We start from the raw sequence: 19999 nt of genomic DNA, 5'->3' as shown, positions 1-19999 counted from the left end.
CACTCCTTTATGTGAAAAGTGGGATGAATTGATAAAAAGAGATGATGCCAGAGCAAGTGCCAAGGCACATACCGACGAATACATCTGACGGATAGTGAAGTCCTAAATAAATACGTGAAATACCAACGCATAATGCTAACGGTAATAGGAAAGCAAGTAAGCTTGGATTATAGCAAATAAATGGAATGAAGACAGAGAAAACGGCTGTTGTATGACCAGACGGGAAAGAGTGGTCTTTTAATGGATGGACTGGATATTTTGCATCCTGAATTGTTAAATAAGGACGTTTTCGTGGATACCATCTTTTTAATATTTGTACAGGAATATGGCTAATTGCTAAAGAAATAGCAGTTGCAATTGCAGCTTGATGCAAAGTTCCCTTTGCGAAAATTAAAAAGAAAAGTGTGAGTGCGATGGAGAAAGTCGCGCCACCGATATGAGTAATATTGCTGAAAAAGATATTTAATGTTTTTTGATCAAAGTAGCGGTTAATTCCTCTGAAAATGTAACATTCTATTTTATATAATCCACTGACCTTCATGAAAATTCTCCTCCCTCATCTACATATATATGGAGATATTAGCTTTTATTTTAATAAGATTTTGTTGAGGGAGTAATAATGTTTTGTAAAGAAAAAGTTAGATTTTATATAAAAAAAGCTACCAATCTTATGGCAGCGGAAATTTACTTCTGTAATGATTTATAATATTGACCTTTTTCAACGTATTGCGTGCGAATACGCTCCATATCTTTACGGTCTTCTTCTGTTAATTCACGAATCACTTTCGCGGGACGACCGAAAGCTAACGTGTTCGGCGGAATTTTCTTTCCTTGTGAAACGAGGCTTCCAGCGCCGATAAAAGCTCCTTCGCCAATTTCAGCACCATCTAATATAATAGATCCCATTCCAATTAAAGCATCTTTCTTAATATGGCAACTATGTAAAATGACTTGATGCCCAATTGTTACGTCGTTTTCTAAAATAAGAGGATACTGCGGGCTTTGGTGAAGTGTACATTGGTCCTGTACATTTACTCGGTCTCCAATGATTGTCGGTGACACATCACCACGGATGACTGTATTAAACCAAATACTTGATTCCTCGCCAACGGAAACATCGCCTGTAATCGTAACATAGTCAGCGATAAAAGCACTACTCGCAATTTTCGGTTTTTTTTCTTTGTAAGGATATATCATGTAAAGTCTTCCTTTCCTAGAGACTAGTTTTAGTGTATCAAATTATGAGAAAGAGTGAAATGGAGGAGAGCCGTATGTGGAATTATGAAGCGGAGGAAGCAAAAGCTGTCATTGTTATTGTGCACGGCGCAATGGAATATCACGGACGTTACGAAGCAGTTGCGGAAATGTGGAATCATATCGGCTACCACGTCGTGATGGGGGATCTTCCGTCACATGGAACGACTTCAAGAAATAGAGGACATATTGATTCATTTGATGAATACATAGAGGAAGTTAAATTATGGGTGAAAGAAGCAAGAAAGTATAGGTTACCTATTTTTCTATTCGGTCATAGTATGGGTGGTCTTATTGTCATTCGTATGATGCAAGAAACGAAGAGAGAAGATGTAGAAGGTGTTATTTTGAGTTCGCCTTGTTTAGGGGTAGTGACTGGACCCTCTGCTCCGCTTCAATTTGCTTCAAAAATATTAAATGTTGTGGCTCCAAAATTGCAATTTGCAACGAATCTTACGGTGGAAATGTCAACACGTAACCATGAAGTAAGAGATGCAATGGAGAATGATTCTTTGTTCTTGCGCAAAGTATCAGTACGTTGGTATAGTGAATTGATCAAGTCTATCGAAATTGCTCATAAAAAAATAGATGATTTTCCAGATGTTCCGCTCTTGCTAATGCAAGCTTGTGAGGATAAACTTGTAGATAAAACACGTGTCCGCACTTGGTTTGATAATGTTAAAATAAGTGATAAGGCTTTTAAAGAATGGCCGAATTGTTATCACGAGCTATTAAATGAGTATGAGCGTGATGAAATTTTGAGTTATATTCAGTCATTTACTGAAATGCATGTCAATAATATAGTAAAAACAAACAAATAAATCATTATTTGTACATTTAATAGAGGAGATGAAGGAAGAAGTGAACGTACCGAGTAATCCCATAACGCTCATGGCGAAAGTATACCGTGATGTGTTTCCGGTTGTACACCATGAGCTAGCGATGTGGAAAGAGCGTGCCTACCATATTCCGAATGATGAGCTTCATAGTCAGGCAATCGCAAGTATTGAGCATAAAACGTTTCATTGTGAGGGCGGTGGCATTTTAGCTCTGCTAGCAAATGAGCACCGAGAAGAATGTATTCGTTTTATCGTAGCGTATCAAACGATCAGCGACTATTTAGATAATTTATGTGATCGCAGTACATCACTTGATCCAAATGATTTTGCCGCACTGCATGAATCGATGTTAATGGCATTATCACCTGAAGTAGAAGGTGGCGGTAATTATTATCGTTATCGTGATGATCAAGATGATGGTGGTTATTTAGATGAACTTGTTGAAACATGCCAAGATGTTTTAAAGAAAACGAAGCACTATGACAAAATTGCTCCTGTTCTTCATGAACTTGCTTGTTATTATTGTGATTTGCAAATTCATAAACACGTGAAATTAGAAGAAAGAGAGCCGCGCCTGAAAAATTGGTTTGAAGCACATAAAGAAAACTTACCTGAGATGAGTTGGTTTGAATTTTCAGCATGTGCCGGTTCTACACTTGGAATTTTCTGTCTTGTCGCATATGCATTTCATGATGAGTTACATGATGAAGATATTGCGAAAATTAGACAAGGGTACTTCCCTTACGTACAAGGACTTCATATCTTACTTGATTATTTCATTGATCAAGAAGAAGACCGTATAGGCGGAGATTTGAATTTCTGTAGTTATTACGAAAACGAGCAAGCGATATTAGATCGGATGAAACACTTTGTAGAAGAAGCGGAGAAGAGCATTGGTGATTTGCCTCATGCGAAGTTTCATCGTCTCATAAGCCGAGGGTTACTTGGTATTTATTTATCAGATCAAAAAGTATCAGCACAAAAGAATATGCACAAAATGGCACGGCGCATTGTAAAGTACGGAGGCCTCACTTCACGCTTCTTCTATTGGAACGGGAAGATGTACCGAAAAAAAACAGCGCAGTGATGAAGAAAACCACTCATGTAGAGTGGTTTTCTTTTCATTATGATCGTATTTTTGAAAATACATATATAAGAAGTTCAATCGCAAAAATCACTAAAACAGATAGCCCGAATAAAGGCATGACAGCGCCTAGTATAACCATCATGATAAAGAAAACGATTATGCTTTTCTTATCTCTTTGCTTTGGTGGTGCTGCTAATTTTCCTTTCGGCTTCCTTGCTAACCACATTTTTATTCCGTAATAAATGAGAAGTAGTAGAGATAATGTCGTTAGTAAGCATAATATTTTATTTGGCCATCCGAATAAATGTCCTTCATGAAGTGGGATACCGTAAGTGAACCATTGTGCAAGTAATCCATAATCACGATAGTCCGTTTTGGAAATGAGTTCCCCGCTATATTGGTCAAAGTAAGCTGTTATCTCTTCATTTGGTGCAACATGCATACCTGTAATACCAGAACCGCTCGATTTCGAAACAGTGAATACACCTTTTGGATCAGCTGGTAGTGAAATAACATATGGCTTCTTTATTTCAATTCCTTTTTGTAATTCATGGACAGAAATTGCTTTCGGTTCATTTGAATTCGATTCAGGAGGAGCTTCTTTTCTTGTTGCCCACGGCAATTCTTTTACCTTTGATTCAGGCGGTGCCATGTACAATTTTGGATATCCGAGTGATTCATTTGACGATGCAATTTTATAAATTTGGTTCCCCATAAATCCTGACCATGGCAAGCCAGATGCGACTAGCAGAAAGAGAGGAATTGTAAATATAATACCGATAATAGAATGACGTCTTTTGGCTTTTTCTCGCTTATTGGATGATGGTGTGTTTTTGAATTGGCGTATACTCATGTACAATCCGGTTATGATTAAAAAGATTGTCCAGCATGCCGCGAGTTCTACAGTATAGTTTACGACAGTGCCACCAACTAAAAGAGAACTATGTAATTCCCTCATTATATTGGCAAACGTTTCACTTGCATTTTGATCTCCAACAATTTGATTATTACTATCTAAATACACATATTTTTGTTGTCCAGTATACTCATTTGCAATCGTAAGTCTCGTATTATAATCCCCATTAAACTCACTAATTTTCGCCACGCTATAATGTGGATATTTTTTCTCTGTTAAGGAAATAGAATCAGACATCGAAATAGATTCTGTTTGAGCACTCTTCCCAAAATATAAATCTTTATAGATGAAATCTTCAACTTCCTCCCGAAATAAATACCCAATTCCGCTCAGTGACAACGTAATAAGAAGCGGCGTAATAAAAAGACCAGCATAAAAATGCCAACGCCAAAAAATGTAATGAAGCGAACGATTTACTTTCATACTTTCAGTTCCCCTAACCTTCCCTATATGAATAACTACTTATTTAATATAGCGAGATTAAGTGTGATTACTTTGAAAGAATTGTGAAGAAAGTTAAAAGTTTGTGGGATTTTTATTAAACATAAAACACATTTTAGAAGGAGTGTTTTCTATGTTTATGAAGATCTCTTTATATTTGATAAGTACATCCTAACAACCGCTTTCGCAAGACATTGAGAAGAATCAACAAAATTCTCACTAGCCACAACATTCAAATCAGTACATGCGATAATTGCGGTATCTACTTCATCCTTCAACTGCACAACGAGCGCGCTCCATAATTTGTGAGCTTTTTCAACTTCTCCGCTTTTAATATACGTAATAATTTGATTAATCATCGTTTGCCATTTTTCATAATGAATGTATTCTATATTCCGTTTTGCAATCCCGTCTTGATAAATACCAGCTTGAACTGTCGCTTCTGTTGCGAGAAGAGCGACTCTTTTTGTATTTTTAGGAATTGCTTGTAACGTCTCATTGACTATATTTAAAATCGGAATGGACAGAGAATGCTGTAATTCCTCGAAATAAAGATGCGCCGTATTGCACGGCATAGCGATAAAGCTTACGCCAGTACTTTCAAGTTTTTGTGCTCCTTCAATAATCGCTTTTTTCATCGTTTCGTGATCAATAGGCCGATCCATGTAAAACGGTGTTGGGCACGAATAAATCATCATATGAGGAAAGTCCATATCATGCTTTGCTCCGTATATTGTTTGGCACATTGCTACAACTGTATCGACAAATGGTCCAGTTGATTTTGGTCCCATTCCTGCTAGTATTCCAATCATTGTTTCGTCTCCTTTAAGAATGTTTACATCCATTATATAGGAGAATAAAAAAAGACGTGCAATGAGTGCACGTCTTTTTTTGTTATGTTTTGTCGAACAATCGATATATCCGAGAAATCGTTGATATATTGTAAGTTATGATAGATATATCGAAAAAATCGTTGATATATCCCGAGTTACGATAGATATAATTGAAAAATCGTTGATATATTACCCCGCATTAACGGGCAGTAAAACTTCCACCTTAAAATTCGGCTGGAGCAAAGAAGTTAGTTGGGAGATAAACTGCCCATAAATGCCCGATTGGTTCAACTAATAATCAGTGGGGATTCCCCCCACTGATTAAAGTTTCACTTTATCGTTTCTCAATCGCCACAATAAATGGCGGGTTATTTTGCTGGTTAATGAAGCCATATCGCAGTACGTGAGCTTGTTTTTGGTCTAGTTCTTCTGCAAATTTGAGAACAGCGTCGCGTTCTACTTGTCCTTCTGGGTGTCCGTGGTAAATGACGAGGACGATGATACCTTCAGGTGCCATTACTTCTAGTAATTGTTCAATTGCCGAAATTGTTGAGTTCGGTTTTGTAACGATATGCTTGTCACCGCCAGGAAGGTAACCTAAGTTGAAGATAGCGCCTGTTACTTTTCCTTTTGCGTCTTCTGGTAGTACGGATAGAAGTGTATCGTGACTATCGTGAACTAAAACAGTACGTTCAAAAAGTTCTTTTTCTTTTAGACGAGTTGTTGAGCTTTCAATCGCTTCTTTTTGAATATCAAATCCAAATACTTTTCCGCTATCCCCAACAATTTCAGCTAGGAAGCAAGTGTCATGACCATTTCCAAGTGTTGCATCTACAGCGTAGTCGCCTTCTTTAACAGCCGTTTGCAGCAGTGTGCGAGCAAACGGTAATACACGTTCTAATTTCATTGTTGTTTCTCCTCATTTGCATATTTTCCTTGCCAGCTTCCGCGGCGTACAAATTCTGCATCGATGGAATTTAATACTTCCCATTTATTTAAGCTCCACATTGGACCAATCATTAAATCAGGTGGGCCGTCACCTGTGATGCGGTGCACAATTACGTCTTCTGGAATAATTTCAAGTTGGTCAACAACGAGGCTTACGTAATCCTCAAGAGAAAGGAATTCGAGTTGTCCTTTTTCATATTGCTTCACCATTGGCGTTCCTTTTAATAAATGAAGTAAGTGGATTTTAATTCCTTGTACGTCAAGTTTCGCTACTTCACGAGCTGTTTCCATCATCATGTCGTAATCTTCAAGAGGAAGACCGTTAATAATATGAGAGCAAACTCGAATGCCATGCTTACGTAATTTATTTACACCTTCAACGTAAGAAGGATAATCATGAGCGCGATTAATAAGGTTTGCAGTACGTTCATGAACGGTCTGTAGTCCGAGTTCAACCCAAAGGTACGTGCGTTTATTTAAGTCCGCTAAATATTCAACAACATCGTCCGGTAAACAATCTGGACGAGTTGCGATAGAAAGACCGACAACGTCTTTTTCTGCTAGAAGCGGTTCGAATTTTTCTTTTAACACTTCAAGTGGTGCATGTGTATTTGTGTACGCTTGGAAATAAGCGATACATTTTCCGTCTTTCCACTTTGAGCGCATTTTTTCTTTCATTTCATGATATTGCGTTATAACATCATCGCGGCGATCGCCAGCGAAGTCACCAGATCCAGCAGCACTGCAAAATGTACAACCGCCATAAGCAACTGTACCGTCACGGTTCGGACAATCGAAGCCAGCATCTAATGAAACTTTAAAGATTTTTTCACCAAATTCATTTCGTAAATGGTAATTCCATGTATGATAACGTTTATTGTCGTTTGTATATGGAAAAGGGTTTTGAACCTTCATTACTTTCCCTCCTAAGCCGAGTCAAAATAACACAAAATCCATTATAACATACTCATAAGGTTCATAAGGAAGGGACAAACTAAAGGGGAATTGAAGCAAGGAGGGACAATTATGGCAGAGCGTCAATCACTTGAATCGTATATTACACAAGCGGAACAAGCGGTGGAATATGCGAAAGAACAATTAGAACAAGGCATGAGACAAGAGCATTATAATACGATGGAGTATTCGGATGCGCAGTTGCAATTAGAACAAGCATATAACGATTTACAAACGATGCAACAACATGCGAATGATGAGCAACGTGAGCAGTTAAATAGAGCGCGTATGGCAATTCGCCAATTGCAACATCAAATGATTATTACACCGCACTAATAAGGAGTGAATGTAATGGCGAAACGTTCAGATCAAAATAACCCAGAACAAAAAACACAAAATGGACATAACGCTGAATTTTCGAATGAACTTGATCCGATTGTTCAAGTGAAACAGCGTAACAGTAAAAAAGGACAACCTCAAAGATCAAAGCAATCAGAGTAAACCAGGTCGCAATATGACCTGGTTTTGTTTTGTTATATGACAATAATGTAAGATTCCTGTAAGGTTTGCCGATAGTTGTAAGCTTACTTTTCCAGTAGAGTAAGGGAGGATTAAATTTTGGACAAGGAGCTGCTTTATGGGGAACAATATTACAAACAAACGAATTGATGAGTTAGATTACATTCGTGGCTTCGCATTACTGGGGATTATTTTAGTAAATATTTTAGCACTACTTCATATTAAAATTCCAGATCCTAATACAGTAGATGCTAGCTATCAAAGGTTTCTATACTTATTTGTAGAAGGTCGTTTCTTCTCGATTTTCTCATTCTTATTTGGAGTGGGATTCTATATCTTCATTACAAGAGCGATTGCGAAAGGGAAAAATGGCTATGTTTTATTTTTACGTCGCTTAGTAGCATTATTTATTTTTGGTTTAATTCATCAAATGTTTCAGCCTGGAGAAGCACTAGCGTTATACGCAATTTGCGGGTTAATCGTTTTACCGTTTTATAAAGCGAAAAAAGAATTGAACCTAGCACTAGGACTTATTTTGACAATTGCCTTCAGTGTAATGGGAGTTAAAGAACTATTACCACTTGGCTTAATTTTATTAGGGCTTGCCGCAGGGCAATATCGTGTATTTGAAAATCTTGCGCAAAATATAAAGAAAGTCGCTATTTTTACAGGTATTATGTTTGTTTTAAGTGTCATAGCTGTATGGTATCAATATGGGCACGTTCCTGCTGAACCATTTATAAATGGGATAATGGAAACTGAAGATGGAACAATGGATGCTGCAAGCCATTTTCTGAAAATTGGTATTACTGTTGGACCAATTATTTCAGCTTTCTATGTAGGAGCATTAATTTTATTACTTCAGTTAAAACCAGTTCAAACATTATTAGCACCATTGAAATACTACGGTCGTATGGCTTTAACAAATTATATCGGACAAACGGCAATGATTTTAATTGCCGGTAGTGTATTTAACTTTGCAGGTAACTTAACATACATGCAGACGCTATATGTATGTATCGCAATTTATGCAATTCAAATTGTGTTTAGTGTAATTTGGATGAAAATCTTTAAAATGGGTCCATTAGAATGGATTTGGCGTGTTATTACGTACTGGACGGTAACACCTTTAAAGAAATAAAGAGAGAAGTGGGCTGTTCTTTTTGTGGAACAGCCTATTTTTATTTTCAGCTTTTGTAGTTGCGCCGATATATTTTGAAAATCGCCGATATAATTTCATTTACCGATTTACTATGCCGAAATGTGAACTAGTATTAACAGCCAAGCTTACAAGTACACCTTTTTTATATTACAAAAGTGTAAGGTAAATGTAATGTTAACAAATAGCAGTTCACTTCCAAAAGGCGCAAAATAGGTAATGGAAAAACAAGCGTAGGAGGATATATATGACGAAACCAGTTGTAGACGTGAAAAACGTTCAAAAAGTGTACGGTAAAAAAGGTGAGAACCAATCACATGCGTTAAAAGGTGTGTCATTCTCAATTCAAGAGGGCGAGTTTGTTGGAATTATGGGACCATCTGGTTCTGGTAAAACGACATTATTAAATGTAATTTCAACGTTAGATAAAGCAACGGGCGGCGTTGTTGAAATTGCAGGAACGGATATTACAAAAATGAAGCAAGGTGAGCTTTCAGATTTCCGTTCACAAAAGTTAGGATTTATCTTCCAAGATTTTAATTTGTTAGAAAACTTATCTATTTATGAAAACATTGCACTTCCACTTTCCTTGCAAGGTGTTCCATCACGTAACATTGGACCAAAAGTCGAGAAAGTAGCGGATATGTTAGGAATTACAGAAATACTTCAAAAGTACCCATCTGAAGTATCTGGTGGGCAAAAGCAACGTTCGGCAGCAGCGCGTGCTTTAGTGCATGAGCCGGCAATTATTTTAGGGGACGAGCCAACAGGAGCGCTTGATTCTAAAAATGCAACGAGTTTACTTGATGCGATGACAAACTTAAATAAAGATCAAGGCGTATCTATTATGATGGTTACACATGATCCATACAGTGCAAGTTACTGTCAGCGTATTTTATTCATTCAAGATGGTGAGCTATATAAAGAAATTCACCGCGGTGGTAAGCGTGAAGAGTTCTACAAAGAAATTTTAGATGTACTTGCAGACTTAGGTACACAAAAAGCGTAAGAAAGGAGGTTCCAGTATGTTATTTAAACTTTCCATGTCAGGGCTGAAAAGTAAGCTGAAGGATTATATCGTCTTACTTGTCGGTCTTGACATGTCGATTTCAATTTTTTACATGTTTCAAACGTTAGCACTAAATGAATCATTTCTTGAATCTAATTCAGTGATTAAATCAATCGGATTTGTATTCCAAGCAGGTTCATTTTTACTAGCAATCATAACGTTCTTCTATATTTTATATGCGAACTCTTTCTTACTATCTCTTCGTCAAAAAGAGTTTGGTATGTATATGATGTTAGGAGCAAAAAAGCATAAAGTTACATTACTTATGTTTATTGAAACAATCGTATTAGGCGCTGCGTCTCTTGCAATCGGTATTACAGTTGGTGTAGGACTTGCAGAAGGTATCGGTCAATTATTAATGAAACAATTAGAATTTGCTGGTGAAGGCTATAAAGCATTTTATCTGCCATCTATGACTGTTACTTGTATCTTCTTCTTTGCATTATTTGTACTATCAGCAATTATGAACAGTATTAAGTTATCACGTATTTCTGTATTGCAACTTGTACATGCAGATGCACAAACAGAACGTGTTGCGGTAAAAGGAAAAATGACAGGCTTAGTTGCATTCCTTGCGGTTATTTTATTAGGCATTGGCTATGCATCAATGATTTACATGGAAAAACTAAGAGAAATGGGAATCCTTATTGCATTAATTACAACGACAGCTGGTACTTACATGCTATTTGGCTCACTTCTCCCAGTCATTATTAAAAAGTTAAAAAGTAATAAAAAGCGTAGTGAAAAAGGACTTAACGCTTTTACATTTGCACAATTAAATTTCCGTATTAATAGCTTAACGAAAGTACTTGCGACAGTAGCGATGTTAGTTGCTCTTGGAGCTGGTGCAATTTCAGGTGGTATGGCATTTAAAAATAACGTTATAAAAATGGTAGATGGTTTAGTAATCTATGATTCAGTAGTTCATAATCCAACAGCTGAAGAAAAGAAAATTTTAGACGGTATTACATTTAAAGAGAAAAGCGAATATCGTTACAAAGTAGATGATAAATACGTTTACTATGTAAAAGAAGATTTAGAGAAAAATCGTCCTTTCGTAAAAGATATGACAAATATGAAGTCGATGAAGGATTTAGTAAATACGAAGAAGGCTTCACAGGAATTACCAGTAGGCGCAGTTTCTAGAGAAATGAATGAAAAAGATGCGAACGCTAAAGAACTTCCAGAAGAATGGGTCGATGCTTTTAGCACAATTCATCCATATTATATATACGAAGATCATGCAATTAAAATTGTAGATCAAAAAATGTATGATGGGATAAATGGTAAAGAAGGTATAGCATTTATCGGAAAAGCAGATGATTTCTTAGCATATACAAAAGAATGGAAAAAACTTGACGAGTTGCAGCTAGATAAATATAAAAATGTAAAAGCTGAAAGATTAAATAGTAAATATCAAACTTACGACATGTTATACGGCGTTGCGAGTGGAACAGTGTTTATGGGATTCTTCCTTGGAATTGCGTTCTTAGCAATGATGGCAAGCTGTCTTATGTTTAAAATTCTTTCTGGTGCATCAAAAGATATTACGCGTTATCAAATGCTCCGTAAAATTGGTGTGCGCCGTGAGTTATTAACAAAATCAATTTATAAAGAGTTATTCTTAGTATTCTTATTCCCAGCAATTGTGGGTATCGCTCACGTATTAGTTGGTATGAATATTTTCGGATTTATTTTAATCGATCCGTACTTCCGTATTTGGGTACCAATCGTAATTTTCGTAGTTATTTATGCGATTTATTACTTCATTACAGTTCAATTGTATAAAGGAATTGTTCTTCCGAAAGAAGATTAATAATAAAAACCGAGCAAAAACGCTCGGTTTTTATTATTTTCAGAAAAAACACTTTAATGTTACTGAAATATATAATATAATGCAAGTAAGTAACGTAATATAAAAGTAGAAGTAGCTGTATAAGGAAAGGAGGAATCCAATCTGTAGAAAGAAGCTGAACTTTTATCCCCACATTTTTTACCGCAACGTATTTATACAATCGTAAGTTTCCACATTGAAAGTTTTCAGAACCACCTGAGTATATTGTGAAAATAATGGATAACACATGGAAATCTCATAGCATGATAAGGTAAAATGGACAACATAATGAGAAAATTACCGTTCATAAGATGAGGAGAATACATGTATGGAAGTTGTAGAGGCATTAAAAGATATAAGCCAAATTGAGGCTATGAAAAAATATTTAAAAGAGCACTCCCAGCGAGATTATCTTTTATTTGTTATTGGAATTAACACAGGATTAAAAATTACAGAACTACTTAGCATGAAATTTGAAGATGTATTAAATGAAGATGGGACTGTTAAAGAGTTTTATACTCTTCCTGTGAAAGATGAAAAATTTAAACAAGATATTTATTTAAATACAAAAGTAAAAGAAGCGCTTTTAGATTACGTACAATCTATTGGCGTTAAAAGAGAAAATTACGTATTTCAATCTAATAAAACGCCAAATTCAATTACGCGCCAACAAGCGTATCGTGTAATTCATAATGCTGCAGAAGCAGTTGGAGTTGTTGGTAAGATCGGAACGAATTCAATGCGAAAAACGTTCGGATTTCATGCGTACAAAAGAGGGATAGCGATTGCGCTGTTGCAAAAACATTTTCATCACGCGACTCCATCAGAGACGCTAAAGTATTTAGGTATTTCAAAGGATGAGACCTTTAAAACGGAGATTGATGTCGATTTATAAAAGCCGTAACTAAAAAAATTAGGAGGCGGAAAATATGAATATTAGAGAGAGTGAACTGCCGGGTATTGGATGTAAGTTTGAAGTGATTACAAAAGGTAATGAAAAGATGGTTATCGTTATTCATGATGATGGCCGAAGAGAAATGTACCATTTTGATGCTGATCATGAGGAGAGTATTTCAAGCGTCTCGCTTCGTGATTCCGAAGCGAGACAAATTGCAGCTATATTGGGCGGAATGGTATATAGACCACAAGCTTTAGATACGATTGAAATGGCCTTTGAAGGATTATCAATTGAGTGGTTTAAGGTGGAAAATAATGCACCAGTCGTACAAAAAACAATTGGTAGTTTACATGTCCGAAACACATATAACGTAACGATTATTGCCATTTTGAAAAAGAATATGAAGAAGTTCTTTAATCCAGGCCCAGATTCTATCATTGAAGCTGGCGATATGCTCGTACTATCAGGCGAAAGACATGAAGTAAAAAGAATTATTAATGAGTTGCTTTCAGTAGGAGGGGATTCATAATCGATGGATACTTTAATCTTTGAAGTTGGGACTGCGTTAGTATTAGTCGCTTTTGCAGCTATTCTCGCTGCAAAGTTAAAGTTCTCGATTATTCCGTTTCTCATTATACTCGGTATGCTAGTGGGGCCACATGCGCCAGATTTAGGGCTTATCGATTTAAGATTTATTGAAAGCGGAGAAGTTATTTCCTTCCTCGGCCGTGTTGGCGTTATATTCCTCTTATTCTATTTAGGCTTAGAATTCTCAATTAAAAAATTAATTAAATCAGGAAAATCAATTGCCTTTGGGGGAACTGTTCATATATCGCTTAATTTTATATTAGGTTTAATTTACGGATATATAATGGGTTTCCCCTTATTAGAAACATTAATTATTGCTGGGATTATAACAATTTCATCGAGTGCAATTGTTGCGAAAGTAATTGTTGATTTAAGAAGATCTGGTAATAAAGAGACGGAGCTAATTTTAGGAATCATTATGTTTGATGATATCTTTTTAGCCGTATATTTATCAGTCGTTTCAGGATTAGTACTCGGAGGGGCAACGTCACTTGTAGGGGCTCTTACATCTATTTTAATCGCAGTAGGGTATATGCTACTATTCTTTGTAGTTGCTAGAAAAGCTACACGATTTTTAAATAAAATGTTAGATATTTCGTCCAATGAAATTTTTATTATCGTAATATTCGCTATTTTGTTCTTTGTAGCAGGATTTTCAGAAACGATTCATGTCGCGGAGGCGATTGGAGCATTATTATTGGGGCTCGTCTTTTCTGAAACAGAGCATAGTGATCGAATTGAACAGCTCGTTGTTCCGTTTCGTGATTTCTTTGGAGCTATATTCTTTTTCAGCTTCGGTTTAAGTATAGACCCATTTTCACTTGGAGGAGCAGTGTGGTTGGCATTAGGAGCAGTTTTCATTACTCTGATCGGTAATTTTACTGCTGGAATGGTTGCGGGGCGTAAAGCTGGGTTATCGCATAAGGCTTCTACGAATATCGGTTTAACACTTGTATCACGCGGAGAATTTTCCATTATCGTCGCGAATATTGGAATCGCGGGCGGCTTAATGGCAGCGATTAAACCGTTCTCCGCTTTATATGTTTTAATATTGGCATCGTTAGGACCATTATTAACGAAAGAGTCTGGGAGAATATACTCGCTACTAGATAAGGTGTTTAAATGGAGTGCTAAAGAACGTGCGAAGCGAGAAAAGGAAGTTGGATAGTATAAAGAGGCTGCATGAAGTTCATGCAGTCTCTTTATACATTGTTACTGTTGTCATTTTTTGTCGGTAAGTCGATATATTTTAATAATCGCTGATATAATCCAAGAAGCAATCAGTATAATTTCATTGATCGCAAAACCATTATCTGAATTTCATCAACTATTAATCAGTTGCCTTCCTATTTAAAAACGACTACAATTTTACTGTTATATATATGAACGAAAAAAATAGAATAGGAGGGGAAACTATGCCAAGGAAAGTATGGCTATTAGTAGCTGGGATGATTATTAATGTCACGGGTGCTTCTTTTTTATGGCCTTTTAATACAATTTATTTGCATGATCACCTAGGAAAATCTTTATCTGTGGCCGGAATGGTATTAATGATCAATTCGCTTACTGGTGTAATCGGAAACTTGCTCGGCGGTGTTTTATTTGATAAATGGGGCGGTTATAAATCAACTTTAGTAGGGATTGTGATTACACTTGTATCGATTTTAGGTCTTGTGTTCTTCCACGGTTGGCCGTTATATGTTGTGTGGCTAGCGTTAATCGGCTTCGGTTCTGGAATGGTCTTCCCATCGATGTATGCGATGGTTGGTACGGTTTGGCCAGAAGGCGGAAGACGGGCATTTAATGCGATGTACGTTGGACAAAATGTTGGTATTGCGATCGGAACAGCATGTGGTGGATTAGTTGCATCGTATCGTTTTGATTATATTTTCTTAGCGAACTTTATTTTATACTTTGTTTTCTTCTTAATTGCTTTTATTGGATTCCGCGGTATGGAAGACAAGAAAGAGCCAGGAGTGCAAAAAGAAGTCGAAACGAAAAAAGGGTGGTCACTTACACCTGGATTTAAAGCACTTCTTATCGTGTGTGTAGCATATGCTTTATGCTGGGTTACATACGTACAGTGGCAAGGAGCGATTGCAACACATATGCAAGAATTGAATATTAGCCTTCGTCACTATAGTTTATTATGGACGATAAACGGAGCGATGATTGTTTGTGCGCAGCCACTTGTTAGTATGCTAATTCGTTGGATGAAGCGTTCTTTAAAACAGCAAATTATGATTGGGATTTTCATTTTTGCGGCGTCATTCATTGTGTTAAGCCAAGCGCAGCAATTTACGATGTTCCTCGTTGCGATGGTAACATTAACAATAGGTGAGTTATTTGTATGGCCTGCGGTTCCAACGATTGCAAATATACTTGCACCAAAAGATAAATTAGGGTTTTATCAAGGGGTTGTAAATAGTGCGGCGACTGTAGGGAAAATGTTCGGGCCGGTCGTTGGCGGAGCAATTGTGGATTTATACAATATGGAAGTATTGTTTATAGCAATCATGGTAATGCTTGTAGTAGCGCTTATAGCAACGAGCATTTATGATAAACGAGTAAAAGTAGAAGAAACAGTTGAAGAAAAAATTGCAGTTTAGTTTGACGGAACATGTAACATGTTTTAGAATATATTTAAATAAAACAACCTTTAGAACAAGGGAGATAGCTCGGTTGTCTTAAGATGAATTCGTTAGTTATTAAGAGTAACGATTAACCGAGAAGTCCTCGCTTTAAGTAAGCTCTTAAGAGATACTAAGTGAAGGATAGTTCACTTAACTTATATGTGTAATAACAGTGAGAAGGAGTAGTAGTAATAGAAGCTGGTTTAGAGAGTTGACGGTCGGTGCAAGTCAATCCACGTTTCGTTATGAACTCGCCTTTGAGTTGCAGTTGTGAAACTAATAGTAGCAATTGCCGTTAATCCACGTTACGGATCTAAGCGAATGTATATTTGTACATTAATTTAGGGTGGTACCGCGGGAATCTATAACCTCTCGTCCCTTTCTAGGGATGAGAGGTTTTTTGTATTTTGGGCGGTGAAAATAAATAGAATTTCAAGGAGGGTATCTCATGAGCTTTAATCATCAAGAAATTGAGAAGAAGTGGCAAGGGTACTGGGAAGAGAATAAAACATTCCGTACGCCAGATGAGACAGAAAAACCAAAATTTTATGCACTAGATATGTTCCCATATCCATCAGGTGCAGGCTTACACGTAGGACATCCAGAAGGTTATACAGCGACAGATATTTTATCTCGTATGAAGCGTATGCAAGGATATAACGTTCTTCATCCAATGGGATGGGATGCATTTGGTCTTCCAGCAGAGCAATATGCACTTGATACTGGAAACAGCCCAGCTGAATTTACAGAGCATAATATTAATACGTTCCGTAACCAAATTAAATCATTAGGTTTCTCTTACGATTGGGACCGTGAAGTAAATACAACAGATCCAAACTACTATAAGTGGACGCAATGGATCTTCCTAAAACTATTTGAAAAAGGCTTAGCTTACGTTGATGAAGTACCTGTAAACTGGTGCCCAGCACTTGGTACAGTACTTGCAAACGAAGAAATCATTGACGGTAAGAGTGAGCGTGGTGGACATCCAGTTGAGCGTCGTCCGATGAGACAGTGGATGTTAAAAATTACAGCTTACGGAGATCGTCTATTAGAAGATCTAGATGAGCTTGATTGGCCTGAAAGCTTAAAAGATATGCAACGTAACTGGATCGGTCGTTCTGAAGGTGCAGAAGTACACTTCAACATCGATGGTACAGACGAGAAATTCACAGTTTTCACAACGCGCCCTGATACATTATTTGGTGCAACATACTGTGTACTAGCTCCAGAACATGCACTTGTTGCAGAAATTACAACAGCAGAACAAAAAGAAGCGGTAGAAGCTTACATTAACGCTGTAAAAATGAAGAGTGACCTAGAGCGTACAGAACTTGCGAAAGAGAAAACTGGTGTATTCACTGGTGCTTACGCAGTTAACCCAGTAAACGGTGAGAAATTACCAATCTGGATTGCTGATTATGTTCTTGCAACTTACGGAACAGGTGCTGTAATGGCAGTTCCAGCTCACGATGAGCGTGACTATGAATTCGCATCAGTATTTAATCTTCCAATGAAGGAAGTTGTAAAAGGCGGAGATATTACGAAAGAAGTGTACACAGGTGATGGTGCACACGTAAACTCAGCATTCCTTGATGGATTAAATAAAGAAGAAGCAATCGCAAAAATGATTGAATGGCTTGAAGTAACGAGCGCAGGAAATCAAAAAGTAACGTACCGTCTACGTGACTGGTTATTCAGCCGTCAACGTTACTGGGGTGAGCCAATTCCAGTAATTCACTGGGAAGATGGTACAATGACAGCTGTGAAAGAAGAGGAATTACCATTAGTTCTTCCGAAAACAGAAAACATCCGTCCTTCAGGTACAGGTGAATCACCACTTGCTAACATTGACGAGTGGGTAAATGTTGTTGATCCTGAGACTGGTAAAAAAGGTCGTCGTGAAACAAATACAATGCCGCAATGGGCTGGTAGCTGTTGGTATTACCTACGTTACATCGATCCAAACAATAGCGAAGCACTTGTAGATCCTGAAAAAGTAAAACAATGGCTTCCAGTTGATATTTATATCGGCGGGGCGGAGCACGCTGTACTTCACTTACTATATGCTCGTTTCTGGCATAAAGTATTATACGATATCGGTGTAGTTCCAACGAAAGAACCGTTCCAACAATTATTCAACCAAGGTATGATTCTAGGTGAAAACAACGAGAAAATGAGTAAATCAAAAGGTAACGTTGTAAACCCTGATGATATCGTAGCAAGCCACGGTGCAGATACACTTCGTCTATACGAAATGTTCATGGGACCATTAGATGCTTCAATTGCTTGGTCTGAAAATGGTCTTGACGGAGCTCGTCGTTTCCTAGACCGCGTATGGCGTCTATTCGTTCAAGATAACGGTGAATTAAGTGAGAAAATTACTGACGCACCAAATAAAGAGCTTGAAAAAGCTTACCATCAAACAGTGAAGAAAGTAACAGAAGACTATGCAGAGCTTCGCTTCAACACAGCGATTTCTCAAATGATGGTATTCATCAACGATGCATATAAAGCTGAAACACTTCCAAGAGAATATGTAGAAGGTTTCGTAAAAATGATTGCACCAGTTGCACCTCATATTGGGGAAGAGCTATGGAGCAAACTTGGATACAATGAAACAATCACATATGCAAGCTGGCCAACATTTGATGAGTCTAAACTTGTAGAAGATGAAGTTGAAATCGTTGTTCAAGTTATGGGTAAAGTTCGCGCAAAACTAACAATGAGTAAAGACGCATCAAAAGAAGAAATGGAACAACTTGCACTTGAAGCAATTCAAGACCAAATTGAAGGGAAAACAGTTCGTAAAGTAATTGTTGTTCCTGGAAAACTTGTTAATGTTGTTGCAAATTAATTTATTCTAAATAAAAGCTCAGAGTATGTATACTCTGAGCTTTTTTGTGTAGAAAATAATCTCTGGATCACCCTAGTCTAAGTTTTCAATTATTCCAATACGTACAAATAAAAGAGCGGAATTCCAATGCAGACAAACACCTATTTTTCTATAGGAAATATGATAAAAAAGGTAGGCTAAATTGAGTAGAAGAGGTGAAAGGAATGAAAGGGATGGACAATAATGCACCACATGGCTTTTTCGGAGGTGGATCGGATAGTTATGAACAAATGATGTTAATGGGAGGCGGACAACAAGGATATGGCGGAATTCCGAGCTGGATGGGTGGAGCAGCAGGAGGATTTCCAACATCGGTAGCGGGCATGCAAACTGGAATGCCTACATCAATGGGAGGCTTTTCAACATCAGGGGCTGGAATTCCTACAGTAACAGGGAGCTTTCCGACATCAGTAGCTGGCGTGCAAACAGGGATTCCAGTAGGAGCACCAACTACATTTCCTTCTTTCGTTGGAGGAGTGCAGACAGGATTTCCGGTACCAGGAGTAGGTGTTATAGCTGGAGGGATAGGCGGGTATCCGCAAGTTGTTCACGGTCATCATGAACATCACCACCATCATGGACACCATCATCACCAAGGCCATCACGGCCATCATGGACACCATCATCATCAAGGTCACCAAGGCCATCACCACCATCAAGGTCACCATGGACACCATCATCATCAAGGTCACCAAGGTCATCACCACCATCAAGGTCACCATGGACACCATCATCATCAAGGTCACCAAGGTCATCAACAACAAGTACATCACCATGGACACCACCACATTCATCCGCAAGCTGTTCTTTATCAAACTTACCAAGGCCAACATGGTCACCATGGACATCACCACCAAGGCCAATATCATGGACACCAAGGTCACCACCATCACCAAGGTCATCAAGGCCAACACGGTCATCATGGGCACCAAGGCCAACATCATGGACACCAAGGTCAACAGCACCAACACCAACAATATCAGCAATATCAACAACAGCAACAATCTTCTCCTTGGACAGGTGGAATTGGAGCAGGAGGAGCAGGGGCAGCAGCAGGAGCAGCTAGTATTAGTGGAGCAGCAGGACACGCAGGGCACGTGGGTCATTAATGATTGGCAGAAAAAAAGCCAT

19 protein-coding genes and 1 other annotated feature are annotated in these 19999 nt (G+C 37.7%); of the genes, 13 read left to right on the top strand and 6 right to left on the bottom strand.

Features of this window, described 5'->3' with window-relative positions; all coding sequences use genetic code 11:
* Positions 1-7 precede the first annotated feature (7 nt).
* A complete protein-coding gene (locus NST90_RS22535) occupies positions 8-541 on the bottom strand; it encodes a phosphatase PAP2 family protein (protein ID WP_000868592.1) in 534 nt (177 codons plus the stop codon).
* 143 nt (positions 542-684) lie between these two features.
* On the bottom strand, positions 685-1197 hold the full coding sequence (locus NST90_RS22530; protein ID WP_000640186.1) for a gamma carbonic anhydrase family protein: 513 nt from the start codon (positions 1195-1197) through the stop codon (positions 685-687).
* A gap of 74 nt (positions 1198-1271) precedes the next feature.
* Between NST90_RS22530 and NST90_RS22525 the strand changes: the two genes are divergently transcribed.
* Both NST90_RS22525 and NST90_RS22520 read left to right on the top strand, forming a co-directional pair.
* On the top strand, positions 1272-2075 hold the full coding sequence (locus NST90_RS22525) for an alpha/beta hydrolase (protein WP_000267425.1): 804 nt from the start codon (positions 1272-1274) through the stop codon (positions 2073-2075).
* Positions 2076-2115: 40 nt separating this feature from the next.
* The gene (locus NST90_RS22520) at positions 2116-3180 is read left to right on the top strand and encodes a tetraprenyl-beta-curcumene synthase family protein (RefSeq protein ID WP_001102461.1); all 1065 of its coding nucleotides are present in this window, start codon (positions 2116-2118) and stop codon (positions 3178-3180) included.
* 37 nt (positions 3181-3217) lie between these two features.
* Here the strand turns inward: NST90_RS22520 and NST90_RS22515 are convergent, their stop codons facing one another.
* From NST90_RS22515 to NST90_RS22500, 4 genes are all read right to left on the bottom strand, one after another.
* Positions 3218-4519: a PepSY domain-containing protein gene (locus NST90_RS22515; protein WP_044307042.1), complete on the bottom strand. Its 1302-nt coding sequence runs from the start codon at positions 4517-4519 to the stop codon at positions 3218-3220.
* Between the two features lie 155 nt (positions 4520-4674).
* Complete coding sequence (locus tag NST90_RS22510) at positions 4675-5349, bottom strand: amino acid racemase (RefSeq protein ID WP_044307043.1); 675 nt, start codon at positions 5347-5349, stop codon at positions 4675-4677.
* Between the two features lie 355 nt (positions 5350-5704).
* Positions 5705-6277 carry a class I SAM-dependent methyltransferase gene (locus tag NST90_RS22505; RefSeq protein ID WP_000764497.1) on the bottom strand — a complete coding sequence of 191 codons (573 nt, stop codon included), beginning with the start codon at positions 6275-6277 and terminating at the stop codon, positions 5705-5707.
* A complete protein-coding gene (locus NST90_RS22500; RefSeq protein WP_000868034.1) occupies positions 6274-7233 on the bottom strand; it encodes a TIGR01212 family radical SAM protein in 960 nt (319 codons plus the stop codon). The genes NST90_RS22505 and NST90_RS22500 overlap by 4 nt, the downstream gene beginning before the upstream one ends.
* 111 nt (positions 7234-7344) lie before the next feature.
* Between NST90_RS22500 and NST90_RS22495 the strand changes: the two genes are divergently transcribed.
* The 11 genes from NST90_RS22495 to NST90_RS22445 all read left to right on the top strand — a co-directional run bounded on the left by NST90_RS22495 (position 7345) and on the right by NST90_RS22445 (position 19977).
* Entirely contained in the window at positions 7345-7608 is a 264-nt protein-coding gene (locus NST90_RS22495; protein WP_000840871.1) for a YtzC family protein, read from the top strand.
* Between the two features lie 15 nt (positions 7609-7623).
* Positions 7624-7773 (top strand): hypothetical protein, encoded by a 150-nt coding sequence (locus NST90_RS22490; protein WP_001129341.1) that lies wholly within the window; start codon positions 7624-7626, stop codon positions 7771-7773.
* A 136-nt stretch (positions 7774-7909) separates the two neighbouring features.
* Positions 7910-8932: a DUF418 domain-containing protein gene (locus NST90_RS22485; RefSeq protein ID WP_088867944.1), complete on the top strand. Its 1023-nt coding sequence runs from the start codon at positions 7910-7912 to the stop codon at positions 8930-8932.
* A 265-nt stretch (positions 8933-9197) separates the two neighbouring features.
* Positions 9198-9959 carry an ABC transporter ATP-binding protein gene (locus tag NST90_RS22480; protein ID WP_098756958.1) on the top strand — a complete coding sequence of 254 codons (762 nt, stop codon included), beginning with the start codon at positions 9198-9200 and terminating at the stop codon, positions 9957-9959.
* 16 nt (positions 9960-9975) lie between these two features.
* A complete protein-coding gene (locus NST90_RS22475) occupies positions 9976-11835 on the top strand; it encodes an ABC transporter permease (protein ID WP_283748104.1) in 1860 nt (619 codons plus the stop codon).
* Positions 11836-12181: 346 nt separating this feature from the next.
* Positions 12182-12748 carry a tyrosine-type recombinase/integrase gene (locus NST90_RS22470; protein ID WP_000454210.1) on the top strand — a complete coding sequence of 189 codons (567 nt, stop codon included), beginning with the start codon at positions 12182-12184 and terminating at the stop codon, positions 12746-12748.
* A 34-nt stretch (positions 12749-12782) separates the two neighbouring features.
* The gene (locus NST90_RS22465) at positions 12783-13280 is read left to right on the top strand and encodes a cation:proton antiporter regulatory subunit (protein WP_001026053.1); all 498 of its coding nucleotides are present in this window, start codon (positions 12783-12785) and stop codon (positions 13278-13280) included.
* A 3-nt stretch (positions 13281-13283) separates the two neighbouring features.
* On the top strand, positions 13284-14507 hold the full coding sequence (locus NST90_RS22460; protein ID WP_000380167.1) for a cation:proton antiporter: 1224 nt from the start codon (positions 13284-13286) through the stop codon (positions 14505-14507).
* Positions 14508-14754: 247 nt separating this feature from the next.
* Complete coding sequence (locus NST90_RS22455) at positions 14755-15948, top strand: MFS transporter (RefSeq protein ID WP_001137561.1); 1194 nt, start codon at positions 14755-14757, stop codon at positions 15946-15948.
* Between the two features lie 187 nt (positions 15949-16135).
* Positions 16136-16355 (top strand) — a binding site (T-box leader).
* 65 nt (positions 16356-16420) lie between these two features.
* The gene (gene leuS, locus NST90_RS22450; protein WP_000009466.1) at positions 16421-18829 is read left to right on the top strand and encodes a leucine--tRNA ligase; all 2409 of its coding nucleotides are present in this window, start codon (positions 16421-16423) and stop codon (positions 18827-18829) included.
* A gap of 203 nt (positions 18830-19032) precedes the next feature.
* The gene (locus tag NST90_RS22445) at positions 19033-19977 is read left to right on the top strand and encodes a hypothetical protein (protein ID WP_283748103.1); all 945 of its coding nucleotides are present in this window, start codon (positions 19033-19035) and stop codon (positions 19975-19977) included.
* The last annotated feature ends 22 nt before the right edge of the window (positions 19978-19999 follow it).

This window comes from Bacillus sp. FSL E2-8900 (assembly GCF_037966225.1).
GTDB classification, from domain to species: domain Bacteria; phylum Bacillota; class Bacilli; order Bacillales; family Bacillaceae_G; genus Bacillus_A; species Bacillus_A cereus.
This window is presented reverse-complemented; position numbering and strand designations above follow the sequence as displayed.